Genomic DNA, 18,919 nt, shown 5'->3' with positions numbered 1-18,919 from the left:
CGAGGTCGGTCGGTCAGCGGGCAAATCCGCTGGCTGCCATCGTTTCGGCGTAGACCTCGTCGTATTCCGCAGCGATTGCGGACGGCGAATAGCGGTCCCCTTCCGTTTCGGCAATCTCGCGGGGTTCTATCGCGGCGGTCGCCGCCTGCAACTCCTGGCACGCCTGGGCCCAAACCTTCGAGTTCTTTTCCGACACGATGCGCACGAACCGCCCGGTATCCGCGCCAATCCACTGCAAATCGCGGGCGCCTTCGCCCAGCACCAGGGGGCGACCCGCCAGGAGCGCCTGGAGGGCAGGCACGTAAAAGTTTTCTTCCTTGGTGGGACCAATGAACAAATCCGCAGCGTTGAGGGCTTCCGTCACGCCGACCTCGGCAGCAGAGACGAAACGCACATACTCCTCGAGTTTCAGTTCTTTAATCTTTTCCTGGCTCCGAATCTTCGCGACGCCTTCACCGACCCAGGTCAGGGTCGCGTCCACCCCGGCGGCGCGCAGCGTTTTCACGGTGCGAATCGCCACTTCTGGCTGATGTTTCGCGTTGACCGCACCGACCGAAACCAAGCGCAGCTGACCTGCCACGCGCGGACGTGGGGCAAACTCACTATTAGCAGGAGCGGGGCTTGGCACCCCTGCCAGCTGCGGCACCGGGGGATAGAGCGGGGAAGGCACGATATAGGGCACCGCGGCGGTATAGGAGGCGAAGCGTCGGGCAGCAATATTCTCGAGCATTTTCACTGCCGGGGCGGTCAATCCGTCAGGTCGCAGCAAGATTTCCTCCACCGGCAAGACTTCCTGAGGCCAATCCATCGGGCTGGTCAGCTGCCACGGCTCGGTATGCACCCAGGCACAAGCCAGCTGTTCGTTCTCCCGCTCGGGCAACCCAAACGGAATCAGGGAACGCTGGTTCATGGTGTGAATAATGTCGAAACCGGGAGCTAGGGCGTACACAATCTGAGCAGCCCGTTCGAAGTCCTCCGGGGCACGCATTGTGTTCGGAAAGCCCCGCACATCCACGTTGGCGTCGGCGTAGTGGCTTTCCTCACCACCAGCCGCTTCGGAACGCAAATGCACCACCGTCACCTGGTGATTCATCCCGATAGCCTGGGCATTCATACGCACGAACACGCCGGAATTGGGTGATTCAATCGTGGGATATTCCGTAGTAACAATGGCAACCTTCATACTGTCCATTATGTCTCAATAGTGCGGTCAGGTTGCTGATTCTGGTTGATGGACTTGTATCGACTGCACCAGGGCGGGGGCACGGATTCGTTCAGCGCACGTGTCCGGGACAGGTGTCATAGTTGACACGGTACAGACGCTGACCGGTGAATTCGGTGCTCCTGGTGCCCACCGTGTTTTCCGCGATTTTTTGCAGCATTTGCGAGGGCGGACGAAAGATAGCGTTCGGTTCATTCCAAAACCAAATGTAGATGCCGTACCGCGAGCCAGCCGCCTGGGTGTCGTTGTCCGAGTAGTAGTGCGTCACCCCTTGTGCTTTCAGATAGTCACACGTTTCGGCGGAAATCTGACCGTCATAGAGGTCTTTCGTAACCGCTAGGGCTCGTCCCGTGGGATAGTTCAAAGCGGGACGCGCCACATGGACCCCGCCCAAAATCCACCAAAACGGGGTGCCAATCTGCGGAGCCCCCCAAATGACGGCATCGCGGGGCAAAGTCGGAGCCACCCGCTCAATAAACGCCTGTTCGGAAGCGGTGACCATCGTGCCGCGGACGATCACCGCCGGATCGTAGGAACCGTCAATCACCGTGAGACGTCCCCCCAAGGTGCCTCCGCACCCGCTAAGCAATACCACCGCAGCTAGTGCCCACGAAAACCACCGGTAGCTCCGCGGGCGAGCCCGCTCACGTGACCAGCCGACCAGCCGTTCCAAGCCGCGGGACAAGGCCAGTGACCCCAGCGGATAGACACACATCAACACCAGCGGGGCAATCCGACCGGACTGCAGGTACCAGGGTGCGGTGAGGAAGTATCCCGGCCACACCGGTCCGGCTGCCAACAGGAAAAACGTTACGCTCATGACCAGCCCGCCTACCAGCCACAACAAACGGCACTGACGCACCAGCCAGACGCTAGCCACCACCGCTGCCGCCGTATAAATCGCGCCTCCCAGCCCGAACCCCACAAAGAACGGCCCTTTCGGATAGTCCATCAGCAAACGCCAGGTCAGATCCCAAGTGTGGTTGTGCAAGTTGGCAAATTTCGACATGGAAACCAGGCGGGGCACCAGTGCCAGCCAAAACCCGACCCCCAGCAACACTGCCACCGAGAGGGGCACAAACAGTTTTACCCCTCGTGACACCTGCCACCTGCGCCACCTGCGCCACCCCAGCACCAGCACCGGCACGAACATCAACAGCACCAGATTGAACACTGCTGCCGGGTGGGTGCAGCCCAGACCTGCCAGTCCCACCAGCCACCCCAGGCTCATCCACGGGGCAAGCTGGGAGGACAGCAGGTTGCGGCGGAAGTTTTCGCGGACTTTTTGCGTGAGTCGCCGTACCGTTGAGGGGGCAGAAGGTGCCCGACCGGGCGTGTCCGGGGATGTCCCGGCAGTCTCGTGGCGGGGATATTTCACCGGGGTGGGACGCAACCGATAGATGGCGACGGCAAAAATCACCATGCCTGGGGTCGCCAGGAGCGAGAAAGTGTAGGGCGGGGTCGCCAGGTTCGCCACATAGTTGGCGGTTAGGGTCGAGCTGGTGGCAGTACCCAAGGCAGTTAGAGCCGCGATGGTGCGGCTCGCCGCACCCGCACCTTTCCAAGCAGTCAGCGTCAAGAGGGCAAACAGCCCCAGCAGGGCAGGCCACAGCACCAACACCGCCGTCATGGCACCCACGTAAGCCTGTAGCGGGGAACCGGGTAGCAGCGCCACCAGGTTGTGAAAGATATTGGGATAATATGCCCCGACCCCTTCGTTCATAGGGGCTAACGTGATCCAGGGACTAGCCGATGCAAGCTCGCGCGTATAGCGAATTCCGGACAGGTGAAACACCACGTCCCAGGTTTGGGGAATCCGGGTCGCGACGCGAGTCGACACCAGATAAGGCAATGCCGACAGTACGGCACAGCCGGCAAACACCGCCCACAATCCCCCGGAAACGCCACTGGAAGGAACCCGGGGCCACACCGCTCGTGACCCCGGACGCAGTGTCCACAGCCGACCCACCACGAAAGGCAGACAAATCACTCCCAGCAGGGGCAACGCCAGCCACGCCCGCCACGGCAACTGCAGCCCGATAGCAATCCAGGTCGCTCCTGCCCACATGCCCAAACTCACCGCCGGGGCGGCTACGACGCGCAGAGCTCCGTGAATCCCTAAACCCCACAGCACTGTCAGCCCCGGCACCAGCAGATAAACCAGGGCTACCAGCGTCGCACCAGTCAGCAACAGGGAGTTAATCAACGTCAGCGATTCCTTTCGGAGGATGATTTAATTCTAGCTGAGAGCGAGTCTCGAAGCTTTGCCAAGATTCTGAAAAGGTCCCTGACGACGACTATGATTTAGGGGACGAAAGGGAAGGCATATGGTTGCAAAAACGGTACAGGTCGTCGGATTGGGGTATATCGGACTGCCAACAGCGGTGGCTTTGGCAGGAGCCGGCATCACCATCAAAGGCATGGACGTGAATCCCACCCATGTGGATTCAGTCAACGCCGGAAAAGTACCGTTTTTAGAGCCCGGCTTGGATGAAGCCCTGCAAAAGGTTCATGCGCAGGGCTTGATTTCGGCTTCCACTCACGCCAGCGCGGCTGAGGCTTATATCGTTTCCGTGCCCACGCCTTTTAAAGGCAATCACGAAGCAGATTTAACTTATGTGATGGCGGCTGCCGACGAGATTTCTCCCTACGTGTCCAAGGGCGTTCTGGTCATTTTGGAATCGACGTCCCCGCCGGGAACGACCGAGGCTATGGCGGATCGGATTACCGCGAACCGACCGGAGCTGCGCGGTCAGCTGCTGTTTGCGCATGCCCCTGAGCGGGTGCTGCCGGGTCGGATTATGGTGGAGATTTTTGATAACAATCGCATTGTGGGTGGTTTGACTCCCGAAGCCGGAGACGCGGCACGGGAACTATACGCCACGTTCTGCCGCGGTCAGATACGGGTCACCGACGCGAAAACAGCCGAGATGTCGAAGCTGGCGGAAAACTCTTTCCGGGACGTGAACATTGCTTACGCCAACGAGTTGGCCAAGATTTGTGAACGTCTAGGCATCGATGTGTGGGAACTCATCGAGCTGGCTAATCTGCATCCGCGGGTCAATATCCTCCGGCCCGGTCCCGGTGTGGGCGGGCATTGCATCGCGGTCGACCCGTGGTTTATCGTTGACGCGGCTCCCGAACTGGCGCGCCTCATCCGTACCGCCCGCGAGGTAAACGACTCACGTCCCGACGACGTCATTACCCAGGTTCGTTCCACTTTAGCCACGCTGCGAGGGAAAACCGACGAGCCGGTGAAAATTGCGGCTCTCGGCTTAGCCTTCAAACCCGATGTGGACGATTTGCGCACGTCTCCGGCAATTACTGTCGCGGCGAAACTTGCGGAACTTCCGGGCGTTACCGTCTTGGTCGCGGAACCCAACGTCTCGACCCTGCCGACCGCATTGAGCGATAAGCCCAACCTGAAACTGGTAGACCTGAACCAGGCTTTACGTGAAGCCGACCTGGTGGTTGGCTTGGTCGCGCACAAACAATTCAAGGCACTCGACCCAGCTGCAGTTGCTCAGCCCGTGATTGATACCTGCGGAATTTGGCGCTAGCAGCGACGTGTCACCGCTACGCCAACGCGTCCACCGCACCCGTCACGGACGCCCTTGGGCAATGACCGCCTTTCTGCCCCTCACTTTTGTCTAAAATGGAACCGTGAGTAAACCGTGCGTATTGGTAATTTATGGCACCCGGCCGGAAGCCATCAAAGTAGCTCCCGTGGTGTTAGCTTTACAGGACTCTCAGCTGGATGTTAAAACCCTGACCACGGGGCAGCATCCCGAAATGGTTGCCCAGGTCAACAGCATTTTTGGGATTACCCCTGACTTTGCAATCGACGTGATGCGTCCCGGACAATCGCTCAATATGCTGGCTGCCCGAGTGCTGCAAGGCTTGGACACGAAATTGGCAGAAATCCGACCCGACGCCATCATGGTAGAGGGGGACACGACCACGGTAATGGCGGCTGCCCTGGCTGCTTTCAACCTGCATATCCCGGTGGTGCATTTGGAGGCCGGGCTGCGTTCGGGCAACATCAACCTGCCCTTCCCGGAGGAGGCTAATCGTCGCCTGGCGGGGCAAGTCGCGGCGCTGCACCTAGCGCCCACCCCGAAATCCCGGGACAACCTGCTGCGCGAAAACGTCGATCCCCGCCTGATTGCCGTCACCGGTAACACCGTCATCGATGCTCTGCACTACGTGGTCGACACAAACCAAGCTGGTGAGGGTTTGTCCCCCGAGTTTGACGCCGCCTTGACACGTCCCGGACTGAAAGTACTGGTCACCGCGCACCGACGGGAGTCTTGGGGACAACCGCTACGCGAGATGGCTCGTGCTCTTGCCCAGTCCGCCACCGACCATCCGGAAGTACATTTCCTGCTGCCTGCCCACGCCAACCCCGCCGTACGCGAAGTACTGACCGAAATTTTGGGCAGCATTCCCAACGTGACCATTGGCGACCCGCAACCCTATGCTGCCTTCTGCGGACTGTTAAAGGGCTGCGACCTGGTGCTGACCGATTCCGGCGGGATTCAAGAGGAGGCTCCGGCGCTGGGCAAACCGGTTCTGGTGATGCGCGACACGACCGAACGTCCCGAAGCCATCGCCGCAGGAACCGCCCGCCTGGTGGGGACCACTTATGAGTCCGTCCACTCTGCCCTGGAAGGAATGCTGATTTCTCCAGAAGCCCGCGGGGTGATGGCTCACGCCGTGAATCCTTACGGGGACGGTCGCGCCGCCGCGCGGGTAGTGGCAGCTCTGGAACAGCTGCTGGGGGTCGGAACACGTCTCCCGGACTTCGAAGCCTGAGAATCCAACGATAGAATACCCCTGTGGCTAAATTGAAGATGCTGATTGTGTCCTACTCCCGACTGGTGTCTGACGCGCGGATTTTGAAACAAATTAACCTGTTCAAAGACGCTTACGAGCTGACCACCTGCGGCTACGGACCTGCCCCGGAAGGTGTGGCTCAGCATTATGAAATCCCCGGTGAAGGCACGTATTGGCAGCGCAACCGGCTGGCCACCATCTTGCACCTGTACACCTGGGCGTATTGGTCCTCCACCGCCTCCGCGTGGTGTCGACGCAACCTGCCACAGGGATATTTCGATGTGACTTTCGCGGACGATATTGATTCCATCGGGGTGGGGCTGTGGACGAAACCAAAACTTGGTATCCATGCTGACCTGCACGAATACTCGCCGCGGGAAAAGGAAGACGTCCCCAGGTGGCGAATGTTTGTGAAGCCCTACATGGAATGGCAGGTGCGTCATTTTGTGAAACGGGCTGACTCGTGTTCCACTACGGCTACGTTCTTTGCCTCTGAATATGAAAAAAACTTTGGCATTAAACCAACGTTGGTCGTCAATGCCACCCCGTTCCATGATTTGCAGCCCACCGAGACTCCTAAAAACGGTCCGATACGTTTAGTTCACGCCGGAACTTGCCGACCGGACCGCTTTGCGGAAGTCATGATTGATGCGGTTGCTAGTTTGCAAGATAGATATACCTTGGATCTGTATCTGGTCAACAACAACTCCAGCTACTTTACGCAGTTAAGCGAGAAATGCCGCGAGATACCCAACGTAAATCTGTATCCCGGCGTGCCTTACGATAAACTCATCGACACGTTGCACCGCTACGACCTCGGTTTTCACAACCTTCCCCCGGTGAACTTCAATAACCGTTACGCTTTGCCGAACAAGTTTTTTGACTTCATCCAGGCACGTATCGGAATGGTCATCGGTCCGACCCCGGAAATGGTCTCCCGCCTTGATGAGTACCAGCTGGGTCGGGTCGCCGCTGATTTCACGACAGGAGCGTTGCGGGAGGCACTGGACAAAACCACTCCCGCAGAAGTCGCAGCGTGGAAACAAAACGCCCACCGCCACGCCCATGAACTGTCTAGTGAAAATGTCGTGGGGCTGTGGAAAGACGCTGTTGACCGCATCGTGGCAGCAAAGGGTTAACCCGGACGGAAATTAGCTGATGGACACCAACAATCGTCTGCGAGCTTGGCTGCGGAAACAAGCCGAGGCGCATCCCGTTTTGTCCAATATCAGCATCTTGGCGACGGGAACTGCCGCCAGCCAAGCCGTTGCCATCATTGTTTCGATATTCACTGCCAGAATTTTCACCCCGGAAGCATTCGGAGAATTTGCGCTCTTTTCCTCCATTTCCAGCATCTTCGTGGTCATCGCCACCCTGCGCTATGACGTGGCAATCGTGCTGCCGGATACGGATGACGAAGCTCGCCAACTGGCCCGTCTCGCCACCCGCGCGAACCTGGTCGTATCGGTCGTGGCGACAATCCTGGCTTTTGCCACGCGACCAGTCGTGCTACAGGTGTGGGGTTCAGAAACATTGGCCACCTGGCTGCCGCTGGTGGGACTGGCGATTTTTTGTTCCGCCCAAGTCGCGATTTGGCAGTATTGGTACAACCGCCAGCGACAGTACCGCGTCATCGCGCTGAATCGCTTTGAGTCTGGCGTGGGTTCGTCTCTGGGACAGCTGGGATTTGGACTCGGAGGTATGCGCAGTTTCCTGGGGCTGATTTTCGGGAACTTCATTGGCTTGCTGTGGGCGCTGTTCAATCTGGGGCGCCAATCGGGAACCGTCTGGCATCCCGTGGCCCCCGATACCCCCCGGATGCGCGACATGGCACGCAAATACCGCAAAATGCCCCTGCTGAACCTCCCCAATGCGCTGGTGGATGCGGTGCGAACCAACGGTATTCAGATGTTGATTGGGGTCGCGGCGCTCGGTTCACTGGGCCAGTTTAACTTGGCTTGGCGAGTCCTGCAGGCCCCGATTTCCCTGTTGAACGGGGCGATCTCTCAGGTGTTCCTGGAACGCATGGCACGAGTACAGCCGGGACAGCTGACCGGACTGGTGCGGGCGGTGATGAAACGCGCCTTCCTGTTCGGGGTGGGTCCTTTCGTACTGCTGTGGATTGTGGCGCCGTGGCTGCTCCCCTTCGTTTTCGGTCCCCAGTGGGTGGAAGCTGGCTTGATTACCCGCGCATTGGTGCCATGGTTGGCGGTAAACTTGATAACTTCCCCGATTTCTGGGGTGTTCGTGGTGACCGGGCGGCAGGCCTGGATTTTATTGCACGCCATCTTGTTTACCGCGATTCCCCTGGGTTGGCTGGCGTTTTCCCCGCTGGATTTCCTGTCAACCCTGCAGATTTTGAGCCTGATGATGGCAGTGATGCTGCTGATTTTGCTGGTATTGGCGGACCTTGCCGCCCAAGCCTGGGACCGGAATAGTGGAGCAAAGGAGACCAAAAACAGTGACCAAGAATGATACCACCGTAGTTATCGCCTGCCACGACCCCAACCGCCCGATTCGACGCGCGGTCGCTTCAGTGTTACGTTCCAGCGGAGTAAATGTGCTGGTCGTAGCCCATAATACGGATTCAGAAGGGATGCGCACCGCCTTGGGCCCGCTGGCCTCCCGGGTGCGTGTGGAGCCGTTTACGGATGGTATCCCCTCCCCGGCGGGGCCATTCAATCACGGGTTAGCCATCGCAGACACCCGCTTCGTGTCAATCATGGGTTCCGACGATGTCCTGGAAACGGGGGCAGTCGATTATTGGCGTGCGCTGGCGAAACGTTGGGACGCTGCTATGGTGTTGACGCGACTGCACCGCGGAAAAGCCCGCCGTCCGATTCATGCCCCCGCAGTTCGCCCTTGGCTCTACGGGATAGCAGACTTTGCCAAAGATCGGCTCTATTATCGTTCCGCCCCGTTGGGGTTAATGCGTCGCGAACGCCTGGAGGAACTGGGACTACACATGACTCCTGACTTTCCGGTGGGTGAAGATATTGCTTTTTCGATGCGACTCTATTCTTCGTCTCCAGTGGTGGTGCAGCGTCGCGGACCCGGCTACCTGGTCGGCGAAGACGCGAAAACGCGGGTCACCACTACGTCTCGACCGGTAGATCTGGAGCTGCAACACATCACTGATTTGTTGTCTCGGTCTTGGGTGGCAGATTGGAGTGCAGAAATGCGCGCCGGGGTGGCAATCAAGACTCTGCGGATTCACGTTTTTGGACTGTTACTGAACCGAGAAATGGATTTTTGGACACCCGCCCAACGTGTCTCTCTGGCGGCGATTGCCCAATCTTTGTGCGATTTTGCCCCCGGTTGTGAGCGGGCTTTCTCACGAGCTGACACGGCTTTGTTGCATGCCATCTTAAACCCACAATCCCCCAATGAACAGCTGCTCCAGTTAGCTCAGGCTCGGAGTCGGTTCTTTACGCCCGCAGCCCTCGTTCCGGCGTATGCACAAGGGTGGTGCCACCGGGAGGGACCACTCCGTTTTGACGTGGCTAGTTTCCTGGTGCGCTAACTTTAGCTCGACGCAAACTAAGGGCACCACGCGACCTGACGCCCCGACCTTGTGCGGTCTACCAGCCCCGCCAGGAAGGCAGCCGCTCCAAAAGTGCGGGGTCCCCCGCCACGGCGGCCTCATAAACTTTCCGGTAGGACTCCCCGACGGTTTGGCTGGAAAAGGCTGCGCCGATACTGGCGGCAATAGTCTCGGCACTAGGAGTGTTATCGGGAGTGGCAGTCAACAGTTCGGTCACCGCGTCCGCGTAGGCGGTCACGTCATGGGTGGCGATAGCCCGCCCCACAAAGTCGCGCATATACTCAGGGTGACCCCCTGCCGTGCCGACCACCACGGGACGACCGTTCAGTATCGCTTCGGCGCAAGACACAAAGAAATTATCGCCGTGAGTGGGACCAATAAACAGGTCTGCTGCCTGGAGTTCCGCCGAAACTCCGCCCTCCCCGGTATAGGGCAAAGGTCCGGTCAGTCGTAAAGGCAGACCGTGATTGGTCGCATAGTCACGCGCGGCTTCTTCCAAAGGTCCCTGACCCACCCAAGTCAGTTCCGCCCGACGCCCTCTGTGGCGCAGCTCCTCCACGACTTGTAGCGCAAAAATCGGATCCTTGCGTTCCACCAGTCCCCCGACTGAAATCAGACGCCAGGGCTCTGGGGCAGGTAGTTTCCGCGGAGTCAGGTCAGGCACCGGCTCTACGACGCAAGGAACCTCTACCGTGGGGCGATGCCGATATTGGCGGATTGGCTGGGACAGATAGGGGCAAACGGTAGTGACAATGTCCGGAAGTTTCTCCAGCCGAAAAATGACTTTTCGAGCCTGTCGTAGCAGTAAGGTCAGTGAGTCGGGGTTCGTCAGCCCGGACCAGTGCTCAGTGTGTACCCACGGCACCTGAGGGCGCGCCAAAGCTGTAGGCAACAGGGTGGACATCGCCATCGAGTGAATCACGTCGGCGTCCCCCACGGAACTGCGCAGGTGACGCGAAGCTGACACTGCCGAAAGCGGGTTGAGTGGCTGGAACGCGATTCGCAGCCCCGCGATGCCTTCGTATTGGAAACGTTGCGGGGAACCTCGGTGATCCGCGTCCAAATGAACGACTCGCACTTGGTTCCCGGCAGCGGCAATCGCATGTAAATCCTTCACCACAAAAGCACCGCTGGAGGGACGCTTCTGATGAGGAAACCAGGTAGTTACAGCCAAAACACGCACCTGACCAGTCTACACTGACCCAGACTCACGGTGATATCTAAGTATCGAGCGCCGACTGGCTTTTCCCCCTAAAATAGGGGTATGAGCAGCGCTGATTCCCCTCGAGTCCTGCACTTCAATGATTGTGCTAACGTCGGGCAGTCCCTGGTCCGCGCTGCCCGGCAGCAGGGTTGGGATTGGGATTATCTGTCGCCCGCCTTGGTGCGTCCCCAGGTCAATCCCGGATCCGGTCTGTCACGACTGGCTTGGACCCCATATTTCTTCCGTCGCTGGTCCCACCTGCGACGAACGGATGTGGTGCACGTTCACTACGCCACTTCGGTACCGCTGATTCACCAGTCTCCCCTTCCGCAGCGTCCTTACTTTCTGCACCTGCACGGGAGCGACATTCGTCGCCGCTGGAAAGAAGCACCGTACCATGACCAGGTACAGCGTGCCATCGACGAAGCTCAGGCAGTTTTTTACACAAACCTGGACACCATCGAAGAAGCCACCACCGCACGTGGCGACGCGGAATATATGCCGGCTTTCGTCCAGACTGAGTTCCTGCCGAAGTGGCAGCTAGAGCACAATGCCCCGAAAATTATTTTCACCTCGCGCTGGGATGACGACAAAGGCATTGCAGAACAACTACAATTCGTGAGCGAACTGCGACGGGCTTTCCCCCAGATTCCCTTGGAAGGCTTGGATTGGGGCTACGGCGCCGCAGCGGCGAAGTCTCTGGGCGTGAAGCTGCAACCAAAAATGAAACATGCGGATTACTTGCAGTGGCTTGCCGGCGGGACCCTCGCTATCGGTCAAGCCAACCGCATTCTCGCTGTCTCTGAATTTGAGGCTATGGCTATCGGTTTGCCCTTGGCGGCGCTCGGTTCCCGGATTCCTCGCCCGGATGACGGCAGCACCCCTCCCGTTATCGAAGGAGACATGGAAACCGTTATGGCAGGAATTGCTCAGGCATTGCCAGATCCTCCGGCAATGGCTGCCGCTCTGGGGGGCAAAGACTGGGTGTATAGTCACCACCAGGCTTCGCCTTATGCTGTTCGCTTGGAGAAACTCTACCGCGGCGCTATCTGAACTGACGCAGTCTGTACCAGAAACAAACAGGTTCGATTCTTTAAGCGTCAGTCGCCAGTTTGGCGCCAGCAAAAGCCGTGGTCGCGTCGCTGTCCGCGCTGGCGCCGCCACCGACCCGCAGGTAGCGCGCGGTGGGGAAACGCGAAGGCGTGAGAATGCCGCGACCGTCAAAAATCACTTTCGCCCCGGGCAAGTCCGACTCGGACAGTTCCCGGTATTGGGCGTGATCAGCCTGCAGGATGGCGGCTTCGACCGGCTCGCCCAGGTGATAAGGCTCCCAGCCAAAGCCACGCAGCTCCTCGTCACTAAACATCGGGTCGTGCACCACCACGTGCGCCCCGCGCCGCGAAAGCTCCGCGACAGTGGTAAACACGCCGGAAAACGCGGTTTCTTTGACGCCGCCGCGATACGCCGCCCCCAGCACCACCACGGTTGCCCCGGACAGCGCCGTGCCCTGCTCAGCGAGGGCTTGTGCGAGACGTTCCACCACGTAACCCGGCATTTCCGAGTTTGCCACCCGGGCGGAACGCACCACGGTTGCGTCAGGGTCAGTCGAGAGATACAGGCGGGGATAGACCGGGATGCAGTGCCCACCCACAGCGATGCCGGGACGGTGAATGTGGGAATACGGCTGAGAGTTACAGGCGTTAATGACTTTCATCACGTCGATCCCGGCGCTATCAGCGAAACGCGCGAACTGGTTAGCCAGCCCGATGTTCACATCCCGATAGGTTGTTTCGGCCAGTTTCGCCATTTCGGCAGCTTCGGCGCTGCCCATATCCCACACGCCGTTGGGCTGAGGCAGGTCGGGGCGCTGGTCAAAATCCAACACCGCGCGATAGAACTCGAGACCGCGCCGAGTCCCTTCCGCGCTCAGCCCGCCCACCAATTTCGGGTAGCGACGCAGGTCAGCATACACTCTCCCGGTCAACACGCGTTCGGGGGAGAACACCATCCAAAAGTCCTGGCTCTCTCGCAGACCGGAGAGTTTTTCGAGCATCGGCTGGAAACGGCGCCGAGTCGTGCCCACCGGCAGGGTCGTTTCATAGCTGACCAGCGTGCCGGCGGTGAGATTTTCTCCAACGGAAGTCGTGGCGGCGTCCATAATCGCGAGGTCTGGCTCCCAGGTCTGGTCATTGACGAACAGTGGCACCACGATTACGACCGCGTCCGCGCCGGGAATTGCCTCAGCATAGTCCGTGGTGGCGTGCAGCTGCCCGGTCGGAACCAGCTTTGTCAGGTATTCACCCAGGTGAGCCTCACCTGGAAACGGCTCCACCCCACTGTTGATGGACTCAACCGTGCGCGGATTGATGTCTACCCCCACGACCTGATGACCCTTTGACGCGTATTGCGTCGCCAGCGGCAGACCAATCTTTCCCATTCCCACAACAGCGATTTTCACGGCGTTTCCTTTCCTTCGCGACACTTTCGCGATGTCTTCTGGGCGTCTGGGCGTGAATTTGGCGCCATCCGTCCACGGTTGATTTTACGCTAGACGAGTCCCCCGGCGGGCAAGAGTTCCTGCGCCGTGACCGGCACAACCGAGCTGACAAACCGGGTCAAGGGCGCAAATTAGCTCTGCGCAGCGTGCTCCCGCAGGACCTTCACGACCTCTTGCGCTGCGGCACCGGTTCCGTAGGGGGTGGCGGTGGTTGGCTCCGGCAGAGGTCGGGTTGCCGACTGGACCAGGGAAGATGGCTCCGCCAGTTCATTCCAACCCAGCTCAACCGTCTCTACCCACTCAGTTTGTGGTCGCACCGTGGTGGCAGGGACTCGCAGCAAGAACGCTTCCTTTTGCAGTCCGCCGGAATCCGTGACAATGTGGCGGGCTTGCAGCGCTGCCGCTACCAGCTGCGGATATGCCAGCGGTTCGTGCAAGTGAATGGCTCCACGGGTCAGGTTCACGCCCGCCGCCTCCGCTTTGGCGCGCAAGCGCGGGTGGGCTAGCAGCACGACGGGGAACGGTAGTTCCGCGAGAGCCGCAACCACGGTCTCGAGACGGCTCGAATCGTCAGTATTTTCGGCTCGATGAATGGTGGCAAGGGCGTATTGAGAGGGCACCAAGCCGAGTTCAGCGGGAATCGGGTTCGCAATCTGCCCGGATTGCACCCGGTCGCGGATGGTGAACAGCACGTCAGTCATCACGTCTCCCACCAGGACCGTGCGATTCTGCAAACCTTCCTCTGCCAGGTGTTGCATCGCGACCTGGGTGGGTGCCAGCAGTAAATCCGCGGCGTGGTCGGTGAGCACCCGGTTGATTTCTTCTGGCATATCCCGGTTAAAGGAACGCAACCCGGCCTCCAGGTGTGCGACCCGCTGGTGAATCTTTACCGCCGCTAATGCCCCCGCCAGTGTCGAGTTCGTGTCCCCATAAACCAGCACCCAATCCGGCTGGGCCTCAGCAATGACCGGTTCCAGCTCGGCGAGCATCCGCCCGGTTTGCACCCCATGACTGGCACTGCCCACGTTGAGATGTACGTCGGGACGCGGAATCTCCAGGTCTTGAAAAAACACTTCGGACAGCATCGGGTCGTAGTGCTGTCCGGTATGGACAATCAGGTGTTCCACTGCAGTCTGGGCGCACGCCCTCGCAATCGGTGCCAGTTTCACAAACTGGGGGCGCGCCCCCACAATCGACATGATTTTCACGTCTCTAACTTACCAATCCCGGAGCATCTGTACCTAGGCATGACCCGCTAGCACCCCACGGACCTGACGCCGGAATCTAGTGACGTATCCGCGCCAAAACCACCCGTGCCGCGTTCTGACCGGTCAAACGCAACGAACGGTGCTCCTGCACCCACTTTCGCGTCTCACCAGACCGCAACCGCCCCTCTAAAACGCTGGTCAGTGCCATTTTCAAAACGTCGGGGTCATAAGGCAGGGCCAAACCTAACTGGTTTTCGGTGATGTCCGCGGCAGCCGGACCCGCGCCGACGTAAATTACCGGAGTTCCGCAAGCCAGCCCTGCCAGCACCTTGGTCGGGTAGGCAAAATCGTAGCCCTGTCCAGGTTTGATACTGACCAAGCAAGCTCGCGCCTGACGCTGCCACGCCGCGGCCTGTTCCGCAGACACTTGATCAAACAGAATCCGCCCCGGTTCTAGACGCGCAGCAATCTCGTGCATAGTGGCAAAAGAACTGCCCTGCCCCAGGAACAGCAGGCGGGCGCGGGGAAACTTCGGGGCAATTTCCGCAAACACCTCGGCAAAAATTTCTGCCCCCTGCCATTCCGAGGCAGTACCGGCATAAACCAGCCAATCCGTCTGTGCGACCTCATCCGCGCTCAACCCTGCCACCGGCAGCGGGTCAGGACCTAGCTCGGTGAACACCTCGGTATCAATCCCATTTTCCACCACTGCCACCCGCCGGGCCCCCAGCTCCTGACAACGCGCTGCCACCTGGTCAGACACGGCGATGACCGTGGCGGCTCCACGCAGGGCGAAACGTTCCACCACCCGCAACGCCCGCACCACCCAGCTCGGAGCGCTCGTCTGCGCCGCATCTGACCAAATATCAGCCGCGTAATAGACGTAAGGACGGCGTTTCAGAGCTGCCAAAACCCGCAGCATCGCCCCCGTGGTCGGCGGTGGCTCGCTGACATAAACCCTGGGGCTAGGGGCGCAAAGGAGCCGGAAAAACGCGGGAATATCAAAACTCATATAGGGCAGGTAGCCGCGGATATACCCGGTTTCGTCGCGTTTAGCCTGGACTCGTTGGACGTGCAACAGGTCCCCCGCGCCGGTTTGCGTTTCGACTTGCGCCCGCGCATCTCGGTCAGTGCCGGGAGCCGGAATCGTGGTCAGCACGCTTACGGCGGCACGTTGTTCTAGCAGGGCTTTCACTAGGGCTTCGAGCCGGAACGAGGCCGCGGCCGGCTCCGGGGCAAAAATCCGGGACACCACGGTGACATCAGGACGTAGGCGCATAGCTCTATTCTTTCCCAGTTTTGCGTTCATAAGGGCGGATTGGCTGCGTTTTTCGGTTTGTCAGGGGGCTGGTCGGGCGTGAACCCATCTTGTGTCGCTCTGCCAGCCGTGGCACAGCGACACATTTTGCAGATTTCTGACGGTGGACAGTAGCGCCGCGACACGTTCGGCTCGCAGCTCTACAAGTCGACCGTTTGCCCCGTGTCTCGTGACTGTACCATCGCCTCCAACACCCTGAGGGTCTGCAGCGCGTCCGTGAGCGGCACGATTCGGCTGGCGTCCCCATTCAGGGCAGCCACAAAATTCTCATGCTCGACCCGCAACGGTTCGCGCTGATCCAAGGCATATTGGGTTACTTCCCCCACACTGACCCCGCGAACGTTCGCCACCTGGTCCCATTCCACAGCCTTGGTGCCATTCTCATAGAACGTCAAAGTAGAGTTCATCGTGTCCGCGACCAGCGCGCCCTTTTCACCGGTAACGGTGGTCAGGCGCTCCTTGAAAGGACTGAACCAGTTAACGATGTGGTTCACCAGCACCCCGTTTTCCAGCACCCCGGTGGCAACCAGCAGGTCTTCATGTTCGCGGCCGGATTTACGAGCTGTCCGGGCAGACACGGATTGATAGCGAGCACCGGCAATCCACGCGGTCAAATCCACGTCATGGGTAGCCAGGTCCTTAATGACCCCCACGTCTGAAATTCGGGCAGGGAACGGACCTTGGCGTCGCGTGGCAATCTGGAACACTTCCCCGAGTTCGCCGGCAGCAACCCGCTTTTGCAGTTCGATTAACGCCGGGTTACAGCGCTCTACATAACCGGCAGCACCCACCAGATTGGATTGCTGGAAAGCGCCCACGATTTGTTCCCCTTCTGCAACCGTACGTGCCAGGGGCTTTTCGATGAGGGCCGGGATACCCGCGGCAGCCAGCTGCAACGCCACCTCCAGGTGAAAAGCCGTGGGCACTGCCACGACCGCTGCCTCGATACCGGCGCCAATCAAAGCGGTCACGTCAGGCAGGACCTCAAGCTCTCCTGCCACACCGAACTTGTCCCCTGCCGGATCCGCCACGGCTACCAGGGTTTCGCCGGGGGTTTCGCGGACGTTGCGGACATGGTGGCGACCCATACTCCCGATTCCGATTACTCCAACACGTATTTCCTTCATAACTTTCCTATCTGCTTTGAGTTCCGGCTAAAACGGTCCCCCGGACCGTTTCTAAACGCCTCCACACCACCACGCGGCGCCCCCATGCTAACGCACCGGCGCCACGCTGTTGTTATCTAGGCACCGGCTTTCACCAGGGCGTTGACGGCGGTCACGATGCGCTCCAGATCCTCCTGATCCAGGGAAGGGTGTACCGGCAGAGACACGACTTCGCGGGCCGCCGCTTCGGTCTGGGGCAGGTCCAAGCCCGGCGCAAAGTGGCACAGGGACGGCAACCGGTGATTGGGAATCGGGTAGTACACACCGGAACCAATCTGGTACTCCTCGCGCAAAGCCTGGACAAACCCATCGCGATCGGCCTTGACCCGAATCGTGTACTGGTGGAACACGTGAGACGCTTCTGGAGCAATCGCCGGGACGGTCACCCCCTGCAGGTTCGCACTTAAGAAAGCGGCATTTTCCTGGCGTTTCGCCGTCCAACCCGCGACCTTTTTCAGCTGCTCACGTCCGATTGCGGCGTGAATGTTCGTCATGCGCAGGTTAAAGCCAATAACTTCGTTCTGGTACTGCTTTTCCATGCCCTGATTGCGGTACAGACGACATTTACGGGCATGTTCAGAGGATTCAGAAGTAATCATGCCACCTTCACCGGAGGTCATGTTCTTGGTGGGGTACATCGAAAACGCCCCGAAGGTCCCAAATGTCCCCACCTGTTGACCATTCCAGGTGGCTCCGTGAGCCTGGCAGGCATCCTCAAAAATCATGAGGTCGTGTTCGCGGGCAATCCGACCCAGCTCGGTCATATTAGCCGGGTGTCCATAGAGGTGTACCGGCAAAATCGCCTTAGTGTTCGGTGTAACTGCCGCTTCAACCGCTGCGGGGTCGAGACAGAAGTGTTCCGCTTCAATGTCAGCGAACACGGGCTTTGCCCCGGTCAGCGCCACCGAATTCGCCGTAGCGGCAAAGGTAAAGGACGGCACGATAACTTCGTCTCCTGCCCCGATTCCCGCCGCCAGCAGCCCACACAGCAGGGCGGAGGTTCCGGCGTTGACCGCCACCGTTTCGCGCCCCGCTCCCAGCTGGGAGGCGAAAACATGCTCGAACTCGGCCACGACGCTGCCCTGAGCCAGCATCCCGGTGCGCAGTACCGCATCCACTGCTTCGCGTTCTTCCGCGCCGATAATCGGCTTCGCGGCGGGGATGAATTCTTTACTCATATTGTCTCCTTGCTTGTGTTTCTCAGCCGTACTTAGGCTTGGTCCAAAGTCAGTATTCCGTCGGTTTCGGTATAGGTCTGTCCGGTGACGGGGCACTGCCAGCGCCCGGTCTTGCCCGCCACTGGTTGCAGGCGCACCCCAGCGCGTCCCACCCAGCCAATCTGGCGAGCCGGAACGCCGACCACCAGGGCGTAATCAGGGACGTCGCGGCTGACCACCGCGCCGGAACCGACTGTCGCCCACTGCCCCACGGTAACCGGGGCGATGCACACTGCCCGAGCCCCGATGGCGCAGCCGTGACGCAATGTCACCCCCACGGCTTCCCAATCCGTTGCGGATTTCAAAGTACCGTCTGGGTTGATGGCTCGGGGCCACTGGTCATTGGTCAAAACCGCGGCCGGTCCAACGAACACGCCGTCTTCCAGCATGGCTGGTTCATAGACCAAGGCATAGTTTTGAATTTTGCAGTTCGCGCCGACTTTCACGCCGGCATCAATGTAGGCTCCGCGTCCCACAATGCAGTTTTCCCCCAGCACCGCGTCTTCGCGGACCTGGGCGTAATCCCAAATCGAGCAGTCGGCACCGATTGAGGCCGACGGCGCGATTTGGGCGGTTTCAACGATACGACCCATAGCTGCCTTTCCGAGCAAATCAAACTCCTCCATCTTATCCCAACCGGGTCTTACGGAACCCGACGGAATGCGGTAAATCTCAGACCTCTCCGGTTTCAGCGACCTCGACTCCGC

General features: G+C 59.6%; 15 protein-coding genes. 6 read left to right on the top strand and 9 right to left on the bottom strand.

Annotated features, from left to right (window positions below; genetic code table 11):
- Positions 1 to 13: 13 nt before the first annotated feature.
- The gene (locus HMPREF0573_RS05210; protein ID WP_236589689.1) at positions 14 to 1,183 is read right to left on the bottom strand and encodes a glycosyltransferase family 4 protein; all 1,170 of its coding nucleotides are present in this window, start codon (positions 1,181 to 1,183) and stop codon (positions 14 to 16) included.
- A 91-nt stretch (positions 1,184 to 1,274) separates the two neighbouring features.
- On the bottom strand, positions 1,275 to 3,428 hold the full coding sequence (locus HMPREF0573_RS05205; RefSeq protein ID WP_013189109.1) for a DUF6541 family protein: 2,154 nt from the start codon (positions 3,426 to 3,428) through the stop codon (positions 1,275 to 1,277).
- A 121-nt stretch (positions 3,429 to 3,549) separates the two neighbouring features.
- On the opposite strand from HMPREF0573_RS05205, the gene wecC reads away from it, so the two are divergent.
- The 5 genes from wecC (at position 3,550) to HMPREF0573_RS05180 (ending at position 9,581) form a co-directional block, all read left to right on the top strand.
- Positions 3,550 to 4,782 (top strand): UDP-N-acetyl-D-mannosamine dehydrogenase, encoded by a 1,233-nt coding sequence (wecC, locus tag HMPREF0573_RS05200; RefSeq protein WP_013189108.1) that lies wholly within the window; start codon positions 3,550 to 3,552, stop codon positions 4,780 to 4,782.
- A gap of 121 nt (positions 4,783 to 4,903) precedes the next feature.
- Positions 4,904 to 6,037, top strand: a complete 1,134-nt coding sequence (gene wecB, locus HMPREF0573_RS05195; RefSeq protein ID WP_013189107.1) for a non-hydrolyzing UDP-N-acetylglucosamine 2-epimerase — start codon at positions 4,904 to 4,906, stop codon at positions 6,035 to 6,037.
- A 38-nt stretch (positions 6,038 to 6,075) separates the two neighbouring features.
- Positions 6,076 to 7,197, top strand: coding sequence for a glycosyltransferase family protein (locus HMPREF0573_RS05190; RefSeq protein ID WP_013189106.1), 1,122 nt, complete (start codon positions 6,076 to 6,078; stop codon positions 7,195 to 7,197).
- Between the two features lie 19 nt (positions 7,198 to 7,216).
- Positions 7,217 to 8,533, top strand: a complete 1,317-nt coding sequence (locus HMPREF0573_RS05185) for a lipopolysaccharide biosynthesis protein (RefSeq protein ID WP_013189105.1) — start codon at positions 7,217 to 7,219, stop codon at positions 8,531 to 8,533.
- Entirely contained in the window at positions 8,520 to 9,581 is a 1,062-nt protein-coding gene (locus tag HMPREF0573_RS05180) for a glycosyltransferase (RefSeq protein ID WP_169311388.1), read from the top strand. The genes HMPREF0573_RS05185 and HMPREF0573_RS05180 overlap by 14 nt, the downstream gene beginning before the upstream one ends.
- Before the next feature lie 58 nt (positions 9,582 to 9,639).
- Here HMPREF0573_RS05180 and HMPREF0573_RS05175 read toward each other — a convergent pair whose 3' ends face one another.
- On the bottom strand, positions 9,640 to 10,722 hold the full coding sequence (locus tag HMPREF0573_RS05175; protein ID WP_013189103.1) for a glycosyltransferase family 4 protein: 1,083 nt from the start codon (positions 10,720 to 10,722) through the stop codon (positions 9,640 to 9,642).
- A gap of 144 nt (positions 10,723 to 10,866) precedes the next feature.
- Between HMPREF0573_RS05175 and HMPREF0573_RS05170 the strand changes: the two genes are divergently transcribed.
- On the top strand, positions 10,867 to 11,859 hold the full coding sequence (locus tag HMPREF0573_RS05170) for a glycosyltransferase family protein (RefSeq protein WP_013189102.1): 993 nt from the start codon (positions 10,867 to 10,869) through the stop codon (positions 11,857 to 11,859).
- Between the two features lie 40 nt (positions 11,860 to 11,899).
- Here the strand turns inward: HMPREF0573_RS05170 and HMPREF0573_RS05165 are convergent, their stop codons facing one another.
- The 6 genes from HMPREF0573_RS05165 to HMPREF0573_RS05140 form a co-directional block, all read right to left on the bottom strand.
- Positions 11,900 to 13,264 carry a nucleotide sugar dehydrogenase gene (locus HMPREF0573_RS05165; RefSeq protein ID WP_041797979.1) on the bottom strand — a complete coding sequence of 455 codons (1,365 nt, stop codon included), beginning with the start codon at positions 13,262 to 13,264 and terminating at the stop codon, positions 11,900 to 11,902.
- A gap of 170 nt (positions 13,265 to 13,434) precedes the next feature.
- On the bottom strand, positions 13,435 to 14,511 hold the full coding sequence (wecB, locus tag HMPREF0573_RS05160; protein WP_041797978.1) for a non-hydrolyzing UDP-N-acetylglucosamine 2-epimerase: 1,077 nt from the start codon (positions 14,509 to 14,511) through the stop codon (positions 13,435 to 13,437).
- 76 nt (positions 14,512 to 14,587) lie between these two features.
- Positions 14,588 to 15,820: a glycosyltransferase gene (locus HMPREF0573_RS05155; protein ID WP_013189099.1), complete on the bottom strand. Its 1,233-nt coding sequence runs from the start codon at positions 15,818 to 15,820 to the stop codon at positions 14,588 to 14,590.
- Positions 15,821 to 15,969: 149 nt separating this feature from the next.
- Positions 15,970 to 16,956 (bottom strand): Gfo/Idh/MocA family protein, encoded by a 987-nt coding sequence (locus tag HMPREF0573_RS05150; protein WP_013189098.1) that lies wholly within the window; start codon positions 16,954 to 16,956, stop codon positions 15,970 to 15,972.
- Between the two features lie 116 nt (positions 16,957 to 17,072).
- Positions 17,073 to 18,173 carry a DegT/DnrJ/EryC1/StrS family aminotransferase gene (locus HMPREF0573_RS05145; RefSeq protein ID WP_004007393.1) on the bottom strand — a complete coding sequence of 367 codons (1,101 nt, stop codon included), beginning with the start codon at positions 18,171 to 18,173 and terminating at the stop codon, positions 17,073 to 17,075.
- Positions 18,174 to 18,205: 32 nt separating this feature from the next.
- Positions 18,206 to 18,838: an acyltransferase gene (locus HMPREF0573_RS05140; RefSeq protein WP_004007394.1), complete on the bottom strand. Its 633-nt coding sequence runs from the start codon at positions 18,836 to 18,838 to the stop codon at positions 18,206 to 18,208.
- Between the last annotated feature and the right edge of the window lie 81 nt (positions 18,839 to 18,919).

Origin of the sequence: Mobiluncus curtisii ATCC 43063 (assembly GCF_000196535.1) — a bacterium.
Taxonomy (GTDB): domain Bacteria; phylum Actinomycetota; class Actinomycetes; order Actinomycetales; family Actinomycetaceae; genus Mobiluncus; species Mobiluncus curtisii.
The sequence above is the reverse complement of the archived record's forward strand: the minus strand, read 5'-3'. Positions and strand labels throughout refer to the sequence as shown.